Annotated in this window: 24 protein-coding genes and 1 tRNA gene; 17 read left to right on the forward strand and 8 right to left on the reverse strand. The window is 45.2% G+C overall.

The genetic code is table 11. The features are described from left to right. The first annotated feature begins 27 nt into the window (after positions 1–27). Positions 28–879 carry a co-chaperone DjlA gene (gene djlA, locus L1D15_RS20385; protein ID WP_239865287.1) on the forward strand — a complete coding sequence of 284 codons (852 nt, stop codon included), beginning with the start codon at positions 28–30 and terminating at the stop codon, positions 877–879. A gap of 60 nt (positions 880–939) precedes the next feature. Here djlA and L1D15_RS20390 read toward each other — a convergent pair. From L1D15_RS20390 to rpsU, 5 genes are all read right to left on the reverse strand, one after another. Next, positions 940–1,015 (reverse strand) — tRNA-Ile (locus tag L1D15_RS20390). 139 nt (positions 1,016–1,154) lie between these two features. After that, the gene (gene rpoD / locus L1D15_RS20395) at positions 1,155–3,008 is read right to left on the reverse strand and encodes an RNA polymerase sigma factor RpoD (RefSeq protein ID WP_006958179.1); all 1,854 of its coding nucleotides are present in this window, start codon (positions 3,006–3,008) and stop codon (positions 1,155–1,157) included. 97 nt (positions 3,009–3,105) lie between these two features. After that, positions 3,106–4,875, reverse strand: a complete 1,770-nt coding sequence (dnaG, locus tag L1D15_RS20400; protein ID WP_239876857.1) for a DNA primase — start codon at positions 4,873–4,875, stop codon at positions 3,106–3,108. Between the two features lie 93 nt (positions 4,876–4,968). Further along, entirely contained in the window at positions 4,969–5,412 is a 444-nt protein-coding gene (locus L1D15_RS20405) for a GatB/YqeY domain-containing protein (protein WP_019277505.1), read from the reverse strand. A gap of 26 nt (positions 5,413–5,438) precedes the next feature. Continuing rightward, the gene (gene rpsU, locus L1D15_RS20410; protein WP_001145625.1) at positions 5,439–5,654 is read right to left on the reverse strand and encodes a 30S ribosomal protein S21; all 216 of its coding nucleotides are present in this window, start codon (positions 5,652–5,654) and stop codon (positions 5,439–5,441) included. 228 nt (positions 5,655–5,882) lie between these two features. Here rpsU and tsaD point away from each other — a divergent pair, with 228 nt between their 5' ends. Further along, positions 5,883–6,899: a tRNA (adenosine(37)-N6)-threonylcarbamoyltransferase complex transferase subunit TsaD gene (gene tsaD, locus L1D15_RS20415; protein ID WP_239876858.1), complete on the forward strand. Its 1,017-nt coding sequence runs from the start codon at positions 5,883–5,885 to the stop codon at positions 6,897–6,899. A 139-nt stretch (positions 6,900–7,038) separates the two neighbouring features. Then, complete coding sequence (locus L1D15_RS20420) at positions 7,039–7,854, forward strand: alpha/beta fold hydrolase (protein ID WP_239876859.1); 816 nt, start codon at positions 7,039–7,041, stop codon at positions 7,852–7,854. 11 nt (positions 7,855–7,865) lie between these two features. On the opposite strand, the gene plsY is transcribed toward L1D15_RS20420, so the two are convergent. Further along, positions 7,866–8,480, reverse strand: coding sequence for a glycerol-3-phosphate 1-O-acyltransferase PlsY (plsY, locus tag L1D15_RS20425; RefSeq protein WP_239876860.1), 615 nt, complete (start codon positions 8,478–8,480; stop codon positions 7,866–7,868). A gap of 158 nt (positions 8,481–8,638) precedes the next feature. Between plsY and folB the strand changes: the two genes are divergently transcribed. The 11 genes from folB to rpoS all read left to right on the forward strand — a co-directional run bounded on the left by folB (position 8,639) and on the right by rpoS (position 16,320). Continuing rightward, positions 8,639–8,992 carry a bifunctional dihydroneopterin aldolase/7,8-dihydroneopterin epimerase gene (gene folB, locus L1D15_RS20430; RefSeq protein WP_239837835.1) on the forward strand — a complete coding sequence of 118 codons (354 nt, stop codon included), beginning with the start codon at positions 8,639–8,641 and terminating at the stop codon, positions 8,990–8,992. Further along, positions 8,989–9,483, forward strand: coding sequence for a 2-amino-4-hydroxy-6-hydroxymethyldihydropteridine diphosphokinase (folK, locus tag L1D15_RS20435; protein ID WP_239876861.1), 495 nt, complete (start codon positions 8,989–8,991; stop codon positions 9,481–9,483). The genes folB and folK overlap by 4 nt, the downstream gene beginning before the upstream one ends. An 11-nt stretch (positions 9,484–9,494) precedes the next feature. After that, positions 9,495–10,298: an undecaprenyl-diphosphate phosphatase gene (locus tag L1D15_RS20440; RefSeq protein WP_239876862.1), complete on the forward strand. Its 804-nt coding sequence runs from the start codon at positions 9,495–9,497 to the stop codon at positions 10,296–10,298. A gap of 112 nt (positions 10,299–10,410) precedes the next feature. After that, positions 10,411–10,689: a cell division protein FtsB gene (ftsB, locus tag L1D15_RS20445; RefSeq protein ID WP_239865280.1), complete on the forward strand. Its 279-nt coding sequence runs from the start codon at positions 10,411–10,413 to the stop codon at positions 10,687–10,689. Positions 10,690–10,691: 2 nt separating this feature from the next. After that, positions 10,692–11,396, forward strand: a complete 705-nt coding sequence (ispD, locus tag L1D15_RS20450) for a 2-C-methyl-D-erythritol 4-phosphate cytidylyltransferase (protein ID WP_239876863.1) — start codon at positions 10,692–10,694, stop codon at positions 11,394–11,396. 3 nt (positions 11,397–11,399) lie between these two features. After that, entirely contained in the window at positions 11,400–11,879 is a 480-nt protein-coding gene (gene ispF, locus L1D15_RS20455; RefSeq protein WP_239865428.1) for a 2-C-methyl-D-erythritol 2,4-cyclodiphosphate synthase, read from the forward strand. Between the two features lie 46 nt (positions 11,880–11,925). Then, positions 11,926–12,972, forward strand: coding sequence for a tRNA pseudouridine(13) synthase TruD (gene truD, locus L1D15_RS20460; RefSeq protein WP_239865278.1), 1,047 nt, complete (start codon positions 11,926–11,928; stop codon positions 12,970–12,972). Next, a complete protein-coding gene (surE, locus tag L1D15_RS20465) occupies positions 12,969–13,727 on the forward strand; it encodes a 5'/3'-nucleotidase SurE (RefSeq protein ID WP_239865277.1) in 759 nt (252 codons plus the stop codon). The genes truD and surE overlap by 4 nt, the downstream gene beginning before the upstream one ends. Positions 13,728–13,729: 2 nt before the next feature. Beyond that, positions 13,730–14,356 (forward strand): protein-L-isoaspartate(D-aspartate) O-methyltransferase, encoded by a 627-nt coding sequence (locus L1D15_RS20470; RefSeq protein WP_239865274.1) that lies wholly within the window; start codon positions 13,730–13,732, stop codon positions 14,354–14,356. A gap of 2 nt (positions 14,357–14,358) precedes the next feature. Next, positions 14,359–15,270, forward strand: a complete 912-nt coding sequence (gene nlpD / locus L1D15_RS20475; RefSeq protein WP_239865272.1) for a murein hydrolase activator NlpD — start codon at positions 14,359–14,361, stop codon at positions 15,268–15,270. Positions 15,271–15,336: 66 nt separating this feature from the next. Continuing rightward, positions 15,337–16,320, forward strand: a complete 984-nt coding sequence (gene rpoS / locus L1D15_RS20480; RefSeq protein ID WP_239865269.1) for an RNA polymerase sigma factor RpoS — start codon at positions 15,337–15,339, stop codon at positions 16,318–16,320. A 71-nt stretch (positions 16,321–16,391) separates the two neighbouring features. Here the strand turns inward: rpoS and L1D15_RS20485 are convergent, their stop codons facing one another. After that, entirely contained in the window at positions 16,392–17,666 is a 1,275-nt protein-coding gene (locus L1D15_RS20485) for a CNNM domain-containing protein (RefSeq protein ID WP_239865267.1), read from the reverse strand. A 122-nt stretch (positions 17,667–17,788) separates the two neighbouring features. After that, entirely contained in the window at positions 17,789–18,583 is a 795-nt protein-coding gene (locus L1D15_RS20490) for an inner membrane protein YpjD (protein ID WP_239837824.1), read from the reverse strand. A gap of 208 nt (positions 18,584–18,791) precedes the next feature. Between L1D15_RS20490 and ffh the strand changes: the two genes are divergently transcribed. From ffh to rimM, 3 genes are all read left to right on the forward strand, one after another. Continuing rightward, on the forward strand, positions 18,792–20,171 hold the full coding sequence (gene ffh, locus L1D15_RS20495) for a signal recognition particle protein (RefSeq protein ID WP_239876864.1): 1,380 nt from the start codon (positions 18,792–18,794) through the stop codon (positions 20,169–20,171). A gap of 207 nt (positions 20,172–20,378) precedes the next feature. After that, the gene (gene rpsP / locus L1D15_RS20500; RefSeq protein WP_005438039.1) at positions 20,379–20,627 is read left to right on the forward strand and encodes a 30S ribosomal protein S16; all 249 of its coding nucleotides are present in this window, start codon (positions 20,379–20,381) and stop codon (positions 20,625–20,627) included. A gap of 29 nt (positions 20,628–20,656) precedes the next feature. Then, positions 20,657–21,205, forward strand: a complete 549-nt coding sequence (gene rimM / locus L1D15_RS20505) for a ribosome maturation factor RimM (protein ID WP_239876865.1) — start codon at positions 20,657–20,659, stop codon at positions 21,203–21,205. The last annotated feature ends 1 nt before the right edge of the window (position 21,206 follow it).

Below are 21,206 nucleotides of genomic sequence, written 5' to 3' on the forward strand. Positions count from 1 at the left end.
AAAAAATTCAGAGATTGAGAACACATAATGCATATTTTTGGCAAGATACTTGGCACTTTTTTTGGTTTCTTGATGGGAGGGCCGTTTGGCGCCATATTTGGTCTGTTCTTAGGCCATCAGTTCGATAAAGCTCGCAGGTTACGTCAAGCTGGTTTTAATTCCGGTTTCGGCGGTGGCCCCAGTCAGGCTGAACGGCAAGAGGAGTTCTTTAAAGCGGCTTTTGCGGTGATGGGGCATGTAGCCAAAGCGAAAGGGCAAGTTACTCGTGAAGAGATTCAGTTGGCGACAACCATGATGGATCGTATGAGTTTGCATGGGGAGTTGCGCCGCGCCGCGCAGAATGCATTTCGTGAGGGGAAGGAGGCGGATTTTCCACTCGAAACCGTTCTAGAAAGAGTGCGTATTTCCGCTGGTGGTCGATTTGATCTGATGCAGTTCTTCTTAGAGTTACAGATCTCAGCCGCCTTTGCTGATGGAGATATTCATCCAAGTGAACGTAGTGTCTTGCATAAAGTGGCAAAAGGGTTGGGCTTTTCCTCAGAACAGTTAGAGCAACGCTTACGTATGCAGGAGGCAGCATTCCGCTTTCAGCAAGGAGGCTTTAGTGGGCAATCTGGAGGTGCTCACTCCCATCAATCGAGTGGTTGGCAACAAGCCTCGACTGCGGATCAATTAAGTGATGCATATAAGTTATTGGGTGTTGATAGTAGTGCGGAGACAAAAACGGTTAAACGTGCTTACCGTAAACTGATGAATGAGCACCATCCTGACAAGCTAATGGCAAAAGGCTTACCACCAGAAATGATGAATGTAGCCAAAGAGAAAGCTCAAGAAATCCAGAATGCTTATGACTTAATCAAAAAGGCCAAAGGTTTTTAATATTAGATACAATCGAAAGTAAAAAACCTGATGAGTTTCCTCATCAGGTTTTTTTGTATTTGGTGGCCCCTCGCAGACTTGAACTGCGGACCAATCGATTATGAGTCGACTGCTCTAACCACTGAGCTAAGGGGCCGTTAGGAGGAGAATTATAGGGTAAGCCGATAGGGCTGTCTAGATACTTGATAGGGTAAATGCGCTTAGATTTTATCCAGTTAAATCATTTGGATACAAAAAAGACGAGCAAGTGCTCGTCTTTTAATCAATTTTCTTGGTTACTCATCCAAGAAGCTGCGCAGAGTTTCTGAGCGGCTCGGGTGACGAAGTTTACGCAGTGCTTTCGCTTCAATCTGACGGATACGCTCACGAGTAACATCAAACTGCTTACCAACCTCTTCTAAGGTGTGGTCAGTATTCATATCGATACCAAAACGCATACGCAGAACTTTCGCTTCACGAGGTGTTAAGCCTGCCAGTACATCTTTCGTTGCCACTTTGAGGCTTGTAGAAGTGGCTGAATCAAGAGGTAGCTCAAGCGTGGTATCTTCAATGAAATCGCCTAGATGCGAATCTTCATCGTCACCGATTGGTGTTTCCATTGAGATTGGCTCTTTGGCAATCTTCAGCACTTTACGGATTTTGTCTTCCGGCATTTGCATGCGTTCAGCCAACTCTTCCGGTAGTGGTTCACGGCCCATCTCTTGCAGCATTTGGCGAGAGATTCGGTTTAGTTTGTTGATCGTCTCGATCATGTGAACCGGAATACGGATAGTGCGTGCTTGGTCTGCAATCGAACGAGTGATCGCCTGACGGATCCACCAAGTTGCGTAAGTTGAAAACTTGTAACCACGACGATATTCGAACTTATCAACTGCTTTCATCAGGCCGATGTTACCTTCTTGAATCAGATCCAAGAATTGAAGACCGCGGTTGGTGTATTTCTTCGCGATAGAAATAACCAGACGTAAGTTCGCCTCGACCATCTCTTTCTTCGCACGGCGGGCTTTCGCTTCACCGATTGACATGCGGCGACTGATGTCTTTGATGTTCTGAACCGTAAGCGATGTTTCTTCTTCAATCACTTTTAGCTTCATGATTGAGCGACGAATATCATCCTCGCTACGACGGATCTTTTCCGCATACGGTTTATCTGAAGAGAGAATCTCATCTAGCCAAGCTTCGCTAGATTCATTGCCTGTGAAGAGGGTAATGAACGATTTTTTTGGCATTTTGCCATACTCAACAGACGCTTTCATGATCAGACGTTCTTGAGTACGTACACGCTCCATTGAGGTGCGCAGCTCTTCAACTAGGTAGTCAAACTGTTTAGGCGTTAGACGGAATTCTTTGAAGACGTCGATAACCATCTCATGGGCAAGTGTCGCTTTCGGACTCTCGTTGCCATACTCGTTACAAGCAAGCTGATAGTTCTGGAAAGTGTTACGTAAAGCCGTGAACTTTTCTAGAGCAAGCTCAGGGTCGATGCCTGTATCTTCCTCTTCTTCATCGTCCTCAGACTCTTCCGCGTCTTCTTCTTCAGCATCTTCATCTTCAAGATCTGATTCTGCAAGTTCAGAACCGATATGCGTAGCCGTTGGGGCCGCTGTTTCATCTGCGTCTGGGTCGACGAAGCCCGTGATAAGATCGGTGAGGCGAAGTTCTTCTGCCTGAACCTTATCAAACTGCTCAAGAATATATGGGATCGTTCCTGGATACTCAGCAACCGCATTTTGAACTTGGTTAATACCATCTTCAATACGCTTTGCAATATCGATCTCACCTTCGCGAGTCAGTAGCTCTACGGTGCCCATCTCGCGCATGTACATACGTACTGGGTCAGTGGTGCGGCCGATTTCATTTTCTACGCTTGATAGCGCAGCAGCAGCAGCTTCAGCTGCATCCTCATCGGTGATTGTATCGTCATCATTCAGTGCAAGATCATCAGCATCTGGAGCAGTTTCCACTACTCTAATACCCATATCGTTGATCATCTGAATGATATCTTCGACCTGCTCGGAATCTACGATTTCTGCTGGCAGGTGGTCGTTTACTTCTGCGTAGGTCAGATAGCCTTGTTCCTTGCCTTTAATGACAAGTTGTTTTAGCTGTGACTGCGGATTTTGATCCATAGACGGTATCCAACTTAGTATCTGGTGAAGGAATTAGTATGCGAGTGCAAACCACACATATTAACAAATTAATTTGTTGCTGACTATTCGAACAGGGTTACGCTTTTAAATCTAGCATCAATGCTAGCAGCTCCCTTCTCTCTTCGGTTGATAAACCGACACTTCTTTCTTTGGCCTGCAGATCTTCAATTTGTTTTTCGACACACTGAGCCAATATTTTGTCCAGCGAGTCTAAAAAAATATCTTGTTCATTGTCTTCATCGAGTGGAATCTCCCACCCTGCTAAACGAGACAATAGAGCATCATGGCTCGTATTTCGCCAGTGTTCAGTCAACTGGCCTGTGCTTACATTGGGGTGCTGATGACAATATTCAAGCACCTCAACGAATAAACTTAATCCAGGTACCGCTAAGCCTTTCACACTCGAGAGATCTGGTACCATTTGAGCATAGCTCGGATTTTGAATAAGCAAAGCGATAACCTCTCGCATTGGAGTCCGTTTGATCTCCTTATGTGGTTGAGGTCTGGTTTCAGGGCTGCTTGTTATTAGAGAGTTCAAAAACTTTTGTAGCTGGAAGTCGCTCCAACCAGTTCCTAGTGTTAACTCTTTCCACAAGTACGCTTGTAAAGTAGGGTCCGTCGTTTTATTTAACAGTGGTGCTGCGTTAGTAGCGACGTATGAACCCCAGCGCTTAGGATCTGTATCAGGGGCGTCTTTTTTGATTTCGCTAAGTAAAAAGTCGATTAATGAGTCAGCATTATCTATTTCTGCCTCAAGAGCCTCTTTGCCAAACTTTCGAACGAAACTGTCAGGGTCTTCACCATCGGGCAAGAACAGTACCTTTAGGATTTTGTTGGCATTTAGGAAGGCCAAAGCATTTTCCATAGCACGCCTAGCTGCTTCACGGCCAGCTCGGTCACCGTCATAGCAACATACTATAGTATCAGTTTGGCGAAATAGCTGGCGAATATGATCGTCAGTAGTAGATGTGCCAAGAGAAGCGACCGCGTAGTCAATACCATACTGCGCTAGTGCCACCACATCCATATAGCCTTCGACAACCAATATCTGTGGCGGCTCTCGATAGGCCTGCATCACCTCATAAAGCCCGTAGAGCTCTTTCCCTTTGTGGAAAATAGGCGTTTCAGGAGAGTTAAGGTACTTTGGTGTGCCATCGCCAATGACTCGCCCACCAAAACCAATCACTCGGCCTCGTCGGTCGCGGATCGGAAACATCACCCGGCCGCGAAAGCGGTCATAGCGGTTGCCTTTATCGTTCTCAATCAGCATACCACCTGATACAAGCATATCTTGAGCTTGTTTCTGCTGACCAAAGTTTTTCCGCACCAGATCCCATTCATCAGCGACATATCCGATGCCAAACTTCTGAACGATTTCACCAGATAAACCACGCTCTTTGAGGTAGTCAATCGCGACCTTGCTGGTAGACAGTTTGAGCTGGTCTCTATAGAACTGCGCAATCCCAGTCATTAAATCATAGAGATTACGTTTTTGCTCGGTATTTGCTTGAGGCTGATTGGCAGGAAAACGGCCACCCTGACGTTGTTCTCTTGGAACATCAATCCCAAGGTAAGAGGCGAGCTCTTCAATGGCTTCAGGGAATTCAAGGCGCTCGTATTCCATCATAAAGTCGATGGCATTGCCGTGTGCCCCACAGCCGAAACAGTGATAAAACTGCTTTTCTTGGCTAACACTAAAAGAAGGTGTTTTCTCGTTGTGGAAAGGGCAGCATGCGCCGTAGTTTTTGCCTTTTTTCTTAAGTTTTACCCGAGCATCAATGATATCGACGATATCCAGTCGAGCCAGTAGGTCATCAATAAAACTGCGGGGGATGTGTCCTGCCATAAAACCTAACAAAGAAAGAAAAGACTAATCTAGATACAAACAAGCCGTGCGTTCCAGAGGATAGCACGGCTTGCTGCAATTTGGGTTGGGTAATTAACCTAGTTTAGCGCGAACTAAACCGCTTACTTTACCCATATCTGCACGCCCTTGAATTTGAGGCTTAAGCACGCCCATTACTTTACCCATGTCTTGCATGCCCGCAGCACCTGAATCAGCAATAGCACTCTCAATAAGTGCCGCCACTTCTTCATCAGTTAGCGGTTGAGGCATAAAGTCCTCAAGTACAGCAATCTCAGCTTGCTCAGCGTCAGCCAGATCTTGTCGACCTGCTGATTCGAATTGAGCGACAGAGTCGCGACGTTGTTTAACCATTTTCGTCAGCACAGCGAGAATATCGTCGTCGCCCAGAGTAATCTGTTCGTCAACTTCACGTTGCTTAATGGCGGAAAGAGCTAAACGAATAGTGCCAAGGCGAAGTTTGTCCTTGGCTTTCATCGCTAATTTTTGCTCTTCTTTGAGAGTATCAATCAGAGCCATAACTAGAATCCTTTTGGACTTAGCTATTAGTACAGGCGAACGCGACGAGCGTTTTCGCGAGCTAGCTTCTTAGCGTGACGCTTTTGAGCCGCTGCTTTAGCGCGTTTGCGAACTGTAGTTGGCTTTTCGTAGTGCTCACGACGACGCACTTCAGAAAGGATACCTGCTTTTTCGCAAGAGCGTTTGAAACGACGTAGAGCAACGTCGAACGGTTCGTTTTCACGTACTTTAACTACTGGCATATGCCTTTCACCTCAGGGGTTATTCGTTAATGCTGACTTCACAGTACCGAGCTTTAATGCTGGGTCTACAATCAGCTTGATCAAAAATGGTGCGGAATTTTAATCCGATCACATAGGCTTTGTAAAGCCCTTTGTAGTCTATTCAGTATACAAAATTTGTTTGCGAAGCCAAGCCGAGGTAAGATTGCGCCAATTTTGAATCAGAGATTAAGACACCTAGGTTAAACCATGCGCATTATTGGTATTGAAACCTCATGTGATGAAACAGGCATCGCGATTTACGACGATGAGAAAGGGCTGCTTTCTCATAAGCTATATAGTCAGGTTAAGCTCCATGCCGATTATGGTGGTGTGGTACCTGAACTTGCCTCACGAGATCATGTTAAGAAGACGATCCCATTGATCAAAGCCGCAATGGCCGAAGCGAATCTGACGCCAAAGGATATTGATGGAGTGGCGTATACCGCAGGCCCAGGCTTGGTTGGGGCGTTGCTTGTTGGTGCAACAATCGGTCGTAGCTTGGCGTATGCGTGGGGGGTGCCTGCTGTGCCTGTCCATCATATGGAAGGTCACCTTCTTGCGCCTATGCTCGAAGATAATCCCCCTCCCTTCCCATTCGTCGCAGTCTTGGTTTCTGGTGGTCACTCAATGATGGTCGAAGTGAACGGGATTGGTGAATATAAGATTCTCGGTGAGTCTATCGATGACGCCGCAGGGGAAGCATTTGATAAAACAGCTAAACTGATGGGGTTGGATTATCCAGGTGGTCCACTGCTTTCTAAGTTAGCTGAAAAAGGCATGCCAGGGCGCTTTAAATTCCCGCGCCCAATGACGGACCGACCAGGCTTAGACATGAGCTTCTCTGGCCTGAAAACGTTTACGGCGAATACTATTGCCGCAAATGGTGATGATGAACAAACACGCGCGGATATTGCTTTGGCATTCGAAGAAGCGGTATGCGCGACATTAACGATTAAGTGTAAGAGAGCGCTAGAGCAAACTGGCTTTAAACGTATTGTCATTGCGGGTGGCGTGAGTGCCAATCGTCGATTACGTGCTGACCTAGAACAACTTGCGCAGAAAATTGGTGGTGAGGTTTATTATCCACGTACTGAGTTTTGCACTGATAACGGTGCGATGATTGCTTATGCGGGTATGCAACGACTTAAAAATGGAGAGCTGGCTGACCTGTCTGTACAAGCAACACCTCGATGGCCTATTGATCAGCTAGAACCCATCGCTTAATTTGTTTTCTATATGTAAGCACAAGACCGCTCTTGAGAGTTGGCCTTTCTTTTTTGGCTGACAGAGAAAACATCCGAGGTGTTAATTTTGTCATTAATGATATTCTTGGATTTTATAAATATAAATAATGGAAAGAGCCATGAATAAATTTGCGGTAGATGGCCATCAAATGGCGTATCAGGATATTGGTCAAGGCCCTGTTATCGTATTTGGTCACAGTTACTTGTGGGATAGTCAAATGTGGGCTCCCCAAGTAGACGTATTAAGTCAAAGCTATCGATGCATAGTGCCCGATTTTTGGGCGCATGGTGAATCAGACTTTGCCCCATCCTCTACTTCCTCACTTGTGGACTACGCAAAGCAAATTATTGCACTGATGGACCATTTAGATGTCGAGGAATTCTCTATCATTGGTCTTTCTGTTGGTGGTATGTGGGGCAGTGAGGTGGTTAATTTAGTGCCTGAGCGTGTTAAATCTCTGGTTATGATGGATACGTTTGTCGGTTTAGAACCAGAAGTGACCCACAAGAAATACTTCACTATGCTGGAAACGATCTCGGCCGCACAGATGGTGCCAGAACCTATCATTGATAGTGTAACACCGATGTTTTTCGCTCGAAATGCGGAGCAGGAATCCCCTGATTTAGTGGCTGCTTTTCGAAAGAGGTTATCCAACCTAAAAGGACAGCAGGCAGCGGAAGTTGCACGTATGGGACGCATGGTGTTTGGTCGTCGAGACCAAATCGAAGATATTGAAAAGTTTGCGTTACCTGTATTGATCGCTGTCGGTCAGGAGGATATTCCCCGTCCGGCACTCGAATCGTATTTAATGAATGACTGCATTTCAGGCTCAGAGCTTATTCAGGTTCCGAAAGCTGGCCATATTGCTAACCTAGAGCAGCCAGAATTTGTCACTGCAATGTTGCAGAATTTCCTAGCGAAAGTATACCTATAAACTCTAAGGCCTCATTCAGAGGCCTTATCTAAATCTTTCTTTTTCTCACCGACTTTAGGTTCCGTTCCCTCAGCTAATCGTCTGATATTTTGATGATGCCTAAATACAATAAGGCAACACAGCATAGCGACTGGTAAGGTGTATTGAGGTTTGATCATCCACGTATATAAAGGGGCGAGTAATACCGTGATGATAGCGGCAAGAGAGGAATAGCGAAAAACCAATGCGACTAATAACCATGTCACGATGATCATTGCGGTTAAATCAAAGCCTATCGGGGCTATTGCTCCAAGCGCAGTCGCGACACCTTTCCCCCCTTTAAAATGGAAAAAAATCGGATACATATGGCCTAAGCAGGCAGCGATCGCAATCACACCAAGAATGATAGGGTCGATATTGAGGAAATATCCTCCCCAAACAGGAATGGTTCCTTTGAGCATATCGCAAAGCAAGACCGAAGCGGCGGCCTTCTTATCTCCGATTCTTAATACATTGGTTGCTCCGGGATTATGAGAACCTACCCCCCTAGGGTCAGGTAACCGAAGTAAGCGACAGATCAATACGGCACTCGAGATCGAGCCTAGTAGGTAGGCAAAAATGATCATGACAAGTGCTAGTGGAGTCATATTGAAGTTACTCGTTATTTAGAGATGTTAGCTAGGCAAGTAATTGATATCATATCGTGCTTAGAATACTCAAACTACCAACTGAGTGGTGTTTGAGATAAAAATAGTACGACTTTTTACCTGATTTGGGTATCCGACCTCTAAAGGAAGCAAAGCGCATGGATAAAGTATTTATCGAGCAGTTAGAAGTGATCACGACTATCGGCGTTTATGACTGGGAACAGGAAATCAAACAAAAACTGGTCCTGGATATTGAAATGGCTCATGACAACCAGCCTGCTGGGAAAAGTGATGACGTTGCAGATGCTCTAGATTATGCGCAAGTGAGTTCGGCTGTTTTGTCTCATATTGAATCAGGTCGTTTTTTGCTGGTAGAACGGGTTGCGGAAGAAGTTGCCCATCTCATTATGACTCAATTTAGCGTGCCATGGGTTAAGATTCGCCTGACCAAGCCTGGTGCGGTTCCTCAGGCATCTGGTGTGGGTGTCGTGATTGAGCGAGGCCAAGCATGAACACGACATACATTGGCGTTGGTTCCAATGTAGACAGGCATAAACACATTGAGGCAGCTATCAGAGAGTTATCTCTACTCGGTCAAAATCTACGCTTATCAACTGTTTATGAATGCGAAGCGGTTGGGTTTGAAGGAGAGGCGTTTTTTAATCTTGTCGTAGAAATGCAAACCTCGTTAGATTTATTGGAATTTGCACGACAACTGCGTCAAATTGAGCTCAAATGGGGGCGAGAAGAAAATGCGAAGAAATTTGAGCCACGAACCGTTGATCTCGACATCATCTTGTTTGGCCAGAATATCTCTGAGCATTCGCCAGAGCTTCCTCGCAGTGATATCTACAAGTACGGGTTCGTGATTGAACCACTGCATGAACTGTGCGCTGATCTTTGTGTTCCGGGAGATGGTCGCACGATCCACCAAATCTGGCTCGAATCTTCTTACCCAGAAACCTTAAACAAAGTTGAACTCTGGTTTAATAACTACGCATAATTGAGTATCTAATGAGTTATTTTGAAGCTTTTATCCTTGCCTTAATTCAAGGGCTTACCGAATTTTTACCGATTTCCAGCTCGGCACACTTAATTTTACCATCGGCCATTTTGGGCTGGGAAGATCAGGGGTTGGCATTTGATGTAGCTGTTCATGTCGGCACATTAGCTGCAGTGATGATCTATTTTCGCAGCGAAGTGGTGGCATTGTTGTCGGCATTTTTTGCTTCGATCTTTAAAGGGGATCGCAGTAAAGAAGCCAAGCTGGCATGGATGATCATTCTAGCCACCATACCTGCGTGTGTGTTTGGCTTGTTAATGAAAGACTTTATAGAATTGTATCTGCGCAGTGCTTGGGTCATTGCAACCACGACCATCGTGTTTGGTTTGCTGCTGTGGTATGTCGATAAACACGCGAATCTAGCGGATGACGAGTATCAGGCAAATTGGAAGAAAGCCCTGTTTATTGGTGTTGCTCAAGCCCTTGCCATGATTCCAGGCACTTCTCGTTCTGGCGCGACGATTACTGCTGCTTTGTATCTTGGTTTTACTCGTGAAGCCGCCGCGCGTTTTTCCTTCCTCATGTCTATTCCTATCATCTTATTGGCTGGTGGTTATTTAGGTCTGAAACTAGTGAGCAGTGGCGACCCTATTCATTTAGGTGTTCTGCTAACAGGGATCGTAACCTCGTTTATCAGTGCCTATATCTGTATTCACTTATTCCTGAAGTTGATTTCACGAATGGGGATGACTCCTTTCGTCATTTATCGACTCATCCTTGGCTTTGGTTTATTTGCTTTCTTGCTTATGCAGTAATTGCAGATAATAATCAGTATCTTCGTCAAGACCACGTGGCCTAATCTCGCCTGAAAAGCGACATTGTGGTATATAGGTGGTCTTTCTCTACCTCTTATTCTTAGAATATTTTATGCGGATTTTTGCCCTAACCTTACTTCTTTTATTAGGCTGGCTACAGTACACACTGTGGCTGGGGAAAAATGGCATTTCTGAATTTCAGTCGGTCAATGCTGAAATAGAAGTTCAGCATCAAGTGAATGGAAATTTGCAAAATCGGAATAATGAAATGTTCGCTGAAATAGATGACCTACGCCAAGGGCTTGACGCAATAGAAGAACGCGCGCGTCATGAATTAGGCATGGTCAAAGAAGGTGAGACGTTTTACCGCATTGTCGGAGATGAACGCTAGGCATGACAAAATCGAGTTTCTCTATAGTCGCTATTGTTCCAGCGGCAGGTGTCGGCAGTCGTATGCAGGCTGACCGCCCAAAACAGTACCTCACTATTAATGGTAAAGCCGTTCTTGAGCATACGGTTGAGAAGCTACTGCAACATCCTAAGGTAAGTACGGTTATCGTATCGATTACTGATGGTGATCCATATTTCCCATTGCTAGCTATTGCTCAAAACCCTCAGGTGATAAAAGTGGCTGGAGGAAAAGAGCGAGCTGATTCCGTGTTGTCGGGGCTAAAGTTTGTTCATGCTCATCGGCTTGCTGATTGGGTGATGGTACACGATGCCGCCAGACCATGCGTAAAACAGCAAGATTTAGACAAGTTAATTGATGTGTCTTTACAACACCCTGTGGGCGGGATTCTTGCCTCACCGGTCAGAGATACAATGAAAAGAGCAAACAGAGATCAAAACATTGCTCATACTGTAGATAGAGAAGCACTGTGGCATGCACTGACTCCACAAATGTTTAAAACTGAGCAACTGACCACTGTGTTAGAGGAGGCGCTTTCACGAGGTGCCACCATCACTGACGAGGCCTCGGCCCTAGAGTGGTCCGGGCAATCTCCAGCTTTGGTTCAGGGCTCGGCAGACAATATAAAAATTACACAGCCCGAAGATCTAGCGCTCGCAGAGTTTTATCTCAATCGTAATAAAGGATAAATGATGATTCGTATTGGTCATGGCTTCGATGTCCATAAATTTGGTGGTGAAGGCCCGGTAATTATTGGTGGCGTTTCAGTACCGTACGAGCAAGGTTTGATTGCTCATTCTGATGGTGATGTTGCCTTGCATGCATTGTGCGATGCGTTGCTAGGGGCAATTTCTGCAGGTGATATTGGGCGGCATTTTCCAGATACTGATGATGAATGGAAAGGGGCTAATAGCCGGGATTTGCTTCGCGATGTGTACCGCCGAGTTAAAGAGCAAGGTTACATCCTTGGTAATGCCGATGTCACTATTATGGCTCAGGCTCCGAAAATGGCGCCTCATATTGACGCAATGTGTGAGGTTATCGCTCAAGATTTAGAAACTGACATCAGTAATGTAAACGTCAAAGCAACAACGACGGAGCGCCTTGGCTTTACTGGCCGTAAAGAAGGGATCGCGACGGAAGCCGTTGTACTCCTTATCAAACCACAATAAATCATGACGCCTTGGGAGTGAAAGCTTAGGGCGTAACGGTAATACTATGACTGATATTTTATCTTCCCTCGTTTATCTAAATGGCAAGCCTAAAGCAACAGGTAAGCTAAAAGCCAAGCCACAGCACTTTCAGGTTATTGAAAACTTGGGTTTTGCTTTTTCTGGTGAGGGAGAGCACTTGATGGTGCGAATCCGTAAAACAGGTGAAAACACCAGTTTTGTGGCAAATGAACTTGCTAAAGTGTGCGGCGTCAAATCAAAAGATGTCAGTTGGGCAGGGCTTAAAGATCGACATGCTGTGACGGAACAGTGGTTGAGTGTCCATTTGCCTAAAGGTGAGACACCTGACTTTAGTGCGTTTCTTGCTCAGTACCCCACTATCGAGATTCTTGAGACTTGTCGGCACAACAAAAAACTGCGTCCGGGAGATCTAGTAGGAAATGAGTTTATCATTACTCTGACGGAAGTGAGTGAGGTTGACGATGTTCTCAAGCGGTTAGAGTTAGTTGGCCAGTACGGTGTACCGAACTACTTTGGTAGCCAGCGTTTTGGGCACGACGGGAATAACTTGAGTGAAGCTCGACGTTGGGGGCGCGACAATGTTCGAACCCGTAATCAGAATAAGCGCAGCCTATATCTTTCAGCTGCTCGTTCATGGATATTTAATACCATTGTTTCTGCTCGTATTGAGCAAGAGCTGTTTAATCAGGTAATTGAAGGGGACTGCCTGCAAGCGCCTGAGGGAATCATGAGTGCAACCTCAGAGATGCTGGTGGAGTTAAATGAGAAGGTTGAAAAAGGAGCCCTACAGATCACGGCGGCAATGGCTGGTGATAATGCTTTACCCACAAAAGCTAAGGCTCTAGAACTTGAGCTACCTCACCTAGAGGCAGAACCGGATTTGATGGCTCTGATTCGCGGAAATCGTATGCGTCATGACCGTCGTAACATAGCACTGAAACCTCAAAACTTGACGTGGAAGGCAGAGCATGACGCGATCACCTTACGTTTTTCATTAGATGCGGGTTGTTTTGCGACCGCAATTATCCGCGAGTTGATCCAAGAACTGGAAGTGGAGCGCAGTTACGAATGAGCGAGAAAGCACTAAAAATCCTGCTCAGTAATGATGATGGTGTGCATGCCGAAGGGATTCATGCTTTGGCTGATGCTTTGAGAGATTTGGCTGATATTACTATCGTTGCCCCAGACAGAAATCGCTCCGGTGCATCAAACTCACTTACGCTCGAGCAGCCTTTGCGAGTAAAAGTGCTTTCGGAAGGAGTCTACTCTGTTCAGGGAACCCCAACCGATTGTGTGCACTTTGCGTTGAATGAGCTTATGAAAGTTGATCTGCCAGATTTGGTTTTAACAGGCATTAATCATGGGGCGAATTTAGGGGATGATGTGTTGTACTCTGGAACGGTGGCAGCTGCGATGGAAGGCCATTTTTTAGGGGTTCAATCGATCGCATTTTCATTGGTGGGTAAAACGCATTTTTCTACAGCAGCCCAAATTGCCCGTCAAATTGTCAAACAGCATCTATCGTCACCTATCCCTACTAATCGATTGTTAAATGTCAATATTCCGGATCTTCCACTTGAAGATGTGAAAGAAATCAGTGTGACTCGTTTAGGTGCGCGTCATCACGCTGAAGCGATGATCAAGCAGCAAGATCCACGAGGGCATGATATTTATTGGTTAGGGCCTCCTGGGAAGGAGCAAGATGCTGGGGAAGGGACGGACTTTTATGCTATTGAACAAGGCTTGGTTTCTCTGACCCCGTTGCAAGTTGATCTGACGGCACATGAGTCGTTACGCAGTATGGATAATTGGTTAAAGGACGAATAAGAATGACGAATCCCCATGCCGACCGATTGATTGACTTTTTGGTCGCCAGCGGCATTCAGGATCAAAGGGTGATCAACGCGATTTATACCGTACCGAGAGAACGTTTTGTATCTCAGGCTATGATGCACCAAGCTTATGACAACAATGCGCTACCAATTGGTCAAGGGCAGACTATCTCTCAACCGTACATTGTGGCAAAGATGACAGAAATGCTTGAACTTAGCCAGACAAGTCAAGTCTTGGAGGTTGGGACTGGATCAGGCTATCAAACTGCGGTGTTGGCTCAGTTAGTGGATCACGTGTATTCGATCGAGCGTATTAAATCGCTTCAATGGGAGGCAAAGCGCCGCCTTAAGCAACTGGATATCTATAATGTTTCAACTAAGCATGGAGACGGTTGGCAAGGTTGGGCTGCAAAAGGGCCATTTGATGCGATCATTGTCACTGCTGCGGCCGCTTCAGTTCCACCAGTGTTGCTTGAGCAGTTGGTTGAAGGTGGAATACTGGTGATTCCCGTCGGTGAGGATGTCCAAAAGTTACTCAAAATTACTCGCCAGAATAATGAATTTTTATCTCAAATTATTGAGGATGTGCGTTTTGTTCCCCTCATTGCTGGTGAACTCGCTTAACTATGATGCAGTGGTCTAAATTTTTTCCTGTTGTGGCTGTGAGTAGCATATTAATCGGATGTGCTGCTCATTCCCCAGCGCCAGTTTCAGGCTTAAACAAAGACTACAGCTCGATTTCCCGTGGGAGCTATCGAGGCAGTTACTACCAAGTCAAGAAAGGTGACACGCTTTACTTTATTGCGTACGTCACAGATAAAGATGTAAAAGATATCATTCGTTACAATGGTTTAACTAAGCCTTACACCATTTTTCCAGGCCAAAAATTGAAACTTTGGCAGCCTGCGTATAACCCGCCAGCGTATGGTGGTACTGGTGCGGGTACGGTATCCCCACCTGTGGCTGTTGCCGTAGCCTCAACTCCTTCTGTAAATTCGAGTAAAAACTCGAATCAATCAGTTAGCAACAAGGGCACACAAAGCAAACCGAGTGTGGCCAAAAAAGAACCAATTAAGAAGGTTGATCAATCAAAATCAAAGGAGTATGTTGGTTCTAAAAGTAAACAAAACGTTAACAAACCAGTCAGTGGTCCTAAACCAAAGAATGAGAAGATTTCTCGATGGTTATGGCCAACTAAAGGGAGGGTAATCAAAAACTTCTCAGCTGGAGACCAAGGGAATAAAGGCATCGACATTGCAGGACAGCGAGGTCAGCCGATATCGTCTACAGCTAGTGGCACCGTTGTATATTCGGGTAATGCACTGCGCGGTTATGGTAATCTCGTGATTATCAAACATAACGATAATTATCTCAGTGCTTATGCGCACAATGAACGGTTGCTCGTACACGAAGGACAAAGTGTAAAAGCAGGCCAGAAAATCGCAACAATGGGCAGTTCTGGAACCAACAGTGTTCGTCTACACTTTGAAATTCGCTATCAAGGTAAGTCGGTGAATCCAAAACGCTACTTACCCTAATACTTTATAGGTTTATAGCGACATTAGAAGTAGTAATGTCTTGCTAGCTCGCCAGGGGGAGGCGCTATGAGTATCAGCAATGCAGCAACGAAAGTCGAAGAGTTTGAGCTTGGACCTACAATGGAATCGATTCAAGCAAGCGAACAGACTACTACCAACCGCACCCAATCTGAGGACGCCAAAGAGGAATTTGACGCTTCCACAAAGAGTCTGGATGCCACCCAACTTTACTTAGGGGAAATCGGTTTTTCTCCGCTACTCACCGCAGAAGAAGAAGTGTTGTACGCTCGCCGTGCCTTAAGAGGCGACGAAGCTGCGCGTAAACGTATGATTGAAAGTAACCTTCGTCTAGTCGTAAAAATATCTCGTCGATATAGCAATCGTGGTCTTGCCTTACTCGACTTAATTGAAGAGGGCAACCTTGGATTGATCCGAGCGGTTGAGAAGTTTGACCCTGAAAGAGGTTTCCGATTTTCCACTTACGCCACATGGTGGATTCGTCAGACTATTGAACGTGCCCTGATGAATCAGACTCGTACCATTCGTTTGCCAATTCATGTTGTCAAAGAGCTCAATATTTATTTGCGTACTGCTCGAGAGCTATCACAAAAGCTCGACCATGAACCAACGGCAGAAGAGATTGCATCACAGCTGGATAAGCCTGTTGACGATGTCAGTAAGATGCTACGCCTCAACGAACGCATTAGCTCCGTTGATACACCGATTGGTGGTGATGGTGAGAAAGCGCTTCTGGACATTATTCCAGATGTAAATAACTCGGACCCAGAAGTATCCACTCAAGATGATGATATTAAGTCTTCATTGATCCACTGGTTAGATGAGCTAAATCCGAAGCAGAAAGAAGTACTGGCTCGTCGATTTGGACTACTAGGGTATGAACCCTCTACCTTGGAAGAAGTGGGACGAGAAATCAATTTAACTCGTGAACGCGTTCGCCAGATCCAAGTCGAAGGCTTACGCCGCTTGAGAGAGATCCTGATAAAACAGGGGCTGAATATGGAAAGTCTATTCAGTATAAACGAAGAATAAATTCTTAAGTGAAGAAAAAGCCTTGGCAGTGCCAAGGCTTTATTATTTTGTAGCGTGCTATCTATTGGTAATTAGCTTTCTTTAACACTACTTGGAAAAACTTTGACTAGCTTAATACGGTTTTCTTCCAGCTCGACAATTTCCATCGGATGCCCCGATACCTGAACACTCAAGTGGCTTTCAGGAATATCTTCTAGGTGTTCTAGAATCAAGCCATTTAATGTTCTTGGTCCGTCGGTCGGTAATTTCCACATCAGACCTTTGTTAATATCTCGAATGTTGGCGCTGCCTTCGATCAGGAAACTGCCATCGCCTTGGGGCGTGATTTCATCGGAGAGGCTTGGTGCAATGGACGTAGTAAACTCACCTACGATTTCTTCCAGAATATCTTCTAGAGTGATCAAGCCGATGATGTCACCATATTCGTTAACGATCAGGCCAATGCGTTCTTTATTGCGCTGGAATTTAAGTAGCTGAATATTGAGTGGTGTTCCTTCTGGAATGAAGTACACTTCGTCAGCGGCTCTCAGTAGTGTTTCTTTATTAAACTCGTTCTTTTCTAGCATTAAGCGATAAGATTCTCGTAAGCGTAGCATGCCAACGACTTCGTCAATCTGATCTCGGTAAAGCACGACTCGACCATGAGGTGAGTGGGTCAGCTGACGAACAATGGATTTCCAGTCGTCATTAATATCAATACCGGTAATCTCGTTTCTTGGCACCATGATGTCATTCACAGTCACATGCTCAAGATCGAGTATTGAGATCAACATATCTTGGTGACGCCTCGGGATCAGACTACCTGCTTCATTGACCACAGTGCGCAGTTCTTCTGAGCTCAGGTGATCATCACCGCCATGATTCGCTCGAATCCCAAGTAAACGGATAAAACCATTGGTAATGAAGTTTACTAACATCACTAGGGGTGAAAGTAGCCTCATCAAAATACTGAGTAAAATACTGCTGGCATAGGAGACTCGCTCAGGATAGAGCGCCGCCAGTGTTTTTGGGGTGACTTCTGCAAAGACGAGAATCACCATAGTTAGAGCACCAGTGGCAATTGCCACACCGATATCGCCGTATAAGCGCATACCAAGAATGGTGGCGATGGCAGAGGCGAGAATGTTGACTAAGTTATTGCCAATCAGAATTAAACCAATCAAACGATCTGGGCGATCTAAGAGTTTCTCGACTCGCTTAGCGCCTTTATGTCCATGATTTGCAAGGTGCTTTAGGCGATAGCGATTCAGGGCCATCATACCAGTCTCTGAACCTGAGAAATATCCTGAAATAACAATCAGACACGCGAGTAGCGCAAACAAGATACCCGTTGATATGTCGTCCAAAACTTATCTTTTCCTTTTGATGTTTGATTAATTTATGACCTAACTAAAGCGCCAAGTCAATCTCAGGTTGCGGGCGAAGTATTGTAAAAGAAAGGTGCACTGTATGCACCTTTGAATATCAACTAGTTAAGAATGATCTCACGAACAAAGCGACTACCGAAGTAAGCTAGCGTCAATAAGGTTGCACCTGCTACGGCAAACCATGTGACTTTACGACCACGCCAGCCCTTTTGATAATGTCCCCAAAGCAGTATCGAGTACACTACCCACGCAATAAACGACAAGATGCCTTTGTGCGCTTTTCCTTGAGCGAACATATCCTGCACAAACACAAAACCCGTTATTAGCGTTCCCGTTAAAAGCAAGTTACCGACAAGGATGATGTTAAACAATTGTCGTTCAACCATCAGAAGTGGTGGCAAGTTAGGGTTGATCACTAAAGCTTTTTTCGCTTTAAGTTTATGATCTAACCATGCCAGCTGTAGGGCGTATAATGCGCCTATGGTTAGCGTTGAATAGGAAAACAACGCTAAAGAAATGTGGATCAGTAATTTAGGATCTTGTTCTAAGTGAGTAATGAAGGTACTCGGCAAGAAGGCCGCGGCAGATAGGTTAATCGCAGCAAAGCTATATACAACGGGAAGTAAGAACCACAAACGTGTTCTAAGCATAGCTAGGCTTAGGACCAGAGAAATAATAAAGCTAATCAATGAGGCGACATTGAGAATGCTAAGGTTCTGTCCTGAACCCTCAATAATCAGATCACTTAATAGCCAGGCATGAAAAGCGAGCGCTAAGAATGCACTGATAAAGACAGTTTTGGCTCGGATCCCTGTTTGATGTACAAGGCCTGGTACTATGGTTGCGATTGCTAAAAAATAGAGCACAGCAGCAGCAACGGCGATTAAGTTATCCATTCTTCTCTTAAAGATCGGGTGAATTTTTAACAAATTATACCCTGCATCAACCGCTTGGGCTATGACTTATCTCCCTGATTTGTGTCTCATCAGAGAGCAAATGTTATCGCGGCAGTGCAAAGGGTGGGCTGGCTAAGGTATACTCACAATAATTTGTCGTCATTTTTAGGGCGACTACACTGTGAGTCGCTCAGGTAAAGAGACTAAGATGTTTGAGAATTTAACGGATCGATTATCCAAAACGCTGAAGAACATCAGCGGTAAAGGTCGTTTGACCGAAGACAATATAAAAGACACGTTACGCGAAGTGCGTATGGCGCTGCTTGAAGCGGATGTCGCTCTTCCGGTTGTACGTGATTTTGTCAAACGCGTTAAAGAAGGCGCGGTGGGTGTTGAGGTTTCTAAATCTTTAACGCCAGGCCAAGAGTTCATAAAGATTGTTCAATCTGAACTTGAAGCCGTTATGGGCGAATCTAATGAAGCGTTAAACCTTGCTGCACAGCCACCAGCTGTCATTTTGATGGCGGGTCTGCAAGGTGCGGGTAAGACTACGTCGGTGGGTAAGCTCTCTAAGCTACTGAAAGAAAGAGATAAGAAGAAAGTTCTTGTAGTCTCTGCGGACGTTTATCGCCCGGCGGCGATTAAACAGCTAGAAACACTGGCTTCAGACATTGGTGTCGACTTTTTCCCATCTTCTCCTGACCAAAAGCCGATTGATATTGCCAATGCGGCCATTGATCATGCGAAGAAGAAATTTTATGACGTTCTTCTTGTCGATACTGCGGGGCGCCTAGCTATTGATGAGCAGATGATGGGGGAGATACAAGAACTTCACTCTGCAATTGATCCTGTTGAAACTCTGTTTGTTGTCGATGCAATGACTGGTCAGGATGCCGCCAATACAGCGAAAGCGTTTGGCGATGCGTTACCATTGACGGGTGTGATCCTAACCAAGGTCGATGGTGATGCGCGTGGTGGTGCGGCACTTTCGGTTCGTCACATCACAGGTAAACCAATTAAGTTCTTGGGTGTCGGTGAGAAAACCGATGCATTAGAACCATTCCACCCAGATCGTGTTGCTTCTCGTATCCTAGGCATGGGAGATGTGCTTTCTCTTATTGAAGACCTTCAGCGTAATGTTGATACCGAGAAAGCAGAAAAACTGGCGAAGAAGTTCAAAGAGAAGAAAGGTTTCGACCTTGAAGACTTCCGTGAACAACTTGGTCAGATGCAGAACATGGGCGGCATGATGGGCATGATGGATAAGCTGCCAGGCATGAGCAATTTGCCAGACAACGTCAAAGATAAAGTCGATGACAAGATGTTTAAGCAAATGGAAGCCATCATTAACTCAATGACCATGAAAGAACGTCAACGTCCTGAATTGATCAAGGGATCACGTAAAAAGCGTATTGCTGCGGGCTCGGGTACTCAAGTTCAAGATGTCAATCGCCTGTTAAAGCAGTTCACTCAGATGCAGAAGATGATGAAGAAAATGCAGAAGGGTGGTATGAAAGGCATGATGCGCAATATGCAAGGCATGATGGGTGGCATGGGCGGCGGTGGCTTCAACCCATTTGGGCGTTAAGCTAAGTCATCGGCAATATTTCAAGGTGTTAGCTGAGTCACAAACTTAAATACCATTTTATGTTGGTGAAAAAGTAGCTAAAGACCTTGCATTGCTCCGGAATAAGAGTAAAATTCCGGAGCTTTATTTTGGCACGAGACCCCAAACTGTTTTTTGTTAAGCGGTTCCTGGGGTTAATTTTATTTTTGAGAAAGCAAAGAGGACGACATGGTAACCATTCGTTTGGCACGTCACGGCGCTAAGAAGCGTCCATTTTATCAAATCGTAGTAGCGGACAGCCGCAATGCTGCAACTGGCCGTTTCATCGAGAAAGTGGGTTTCTTCAACCCAACAGCTAAAGGTCAAGAAGAAGGTCTACGTCTAGACCTAGATCGCGTTAACCACTGGGTTGGTCAAGGCGCATCTCTATCTGACCGCGTAGCTAAGCTAGTTAAAGACGCTCAAAAAGCGGCTTAATTCTTAGATTAAGAAGTAGTAATTAGCTTATGTCGATGAAAGGTAAAGAAACAGTGAGCAACGAAAAAATTGTTGTAGGTAAGTTTGGTGCTACTTACGGCATTCGTGGTTGGCTCAAGGTTTTTTCCTACACAGACAATACCGAAAGCATATTTGATTACACACCTTGGTTTGTTAAGCAAGGTGAAAAATGGGTCGAGTACAAAGTGGAAAGCTGGAAGCGCCATAACAAAGGTTTGGTGGTAAAGCTTGAAGGTCTTGATGTGCGTGAAGAAGCGCAGTTAATGACTAACTTTGAAATCTCAATTGACCCTGCTGTATTACCAGAATTGCCATCAGACGAGTTCTATTGGCGTGATTTGATTGGAATGCAAGTGGTAACCGATAAAGGTTACGATCTAGGTGTCGTTTCTGACATGCTAGAAACGGGTTCCAACGATGTTCTCGTAATCAAAGCAAATCTAAAAGATGCTTTTGGGCAAAAGGAACGATTAATTCCGTTCCTTGAAGAGCAAGTGATCAAACATATTGATCGCGAAGCTCAACGGATCGAAGTTGACTGGGATCCTGGATTCTAAC

The organism is Vibrio sp. Isolate25 (assembly GCF_022398025.1).
GTDB classification, from domain to species: Bacteria; Pseudomonadota; Gammaproteobacteria; order Enterobacterales; family Vibrionaceae; genus Vibrio; species Vibrio coralliilyticus_A.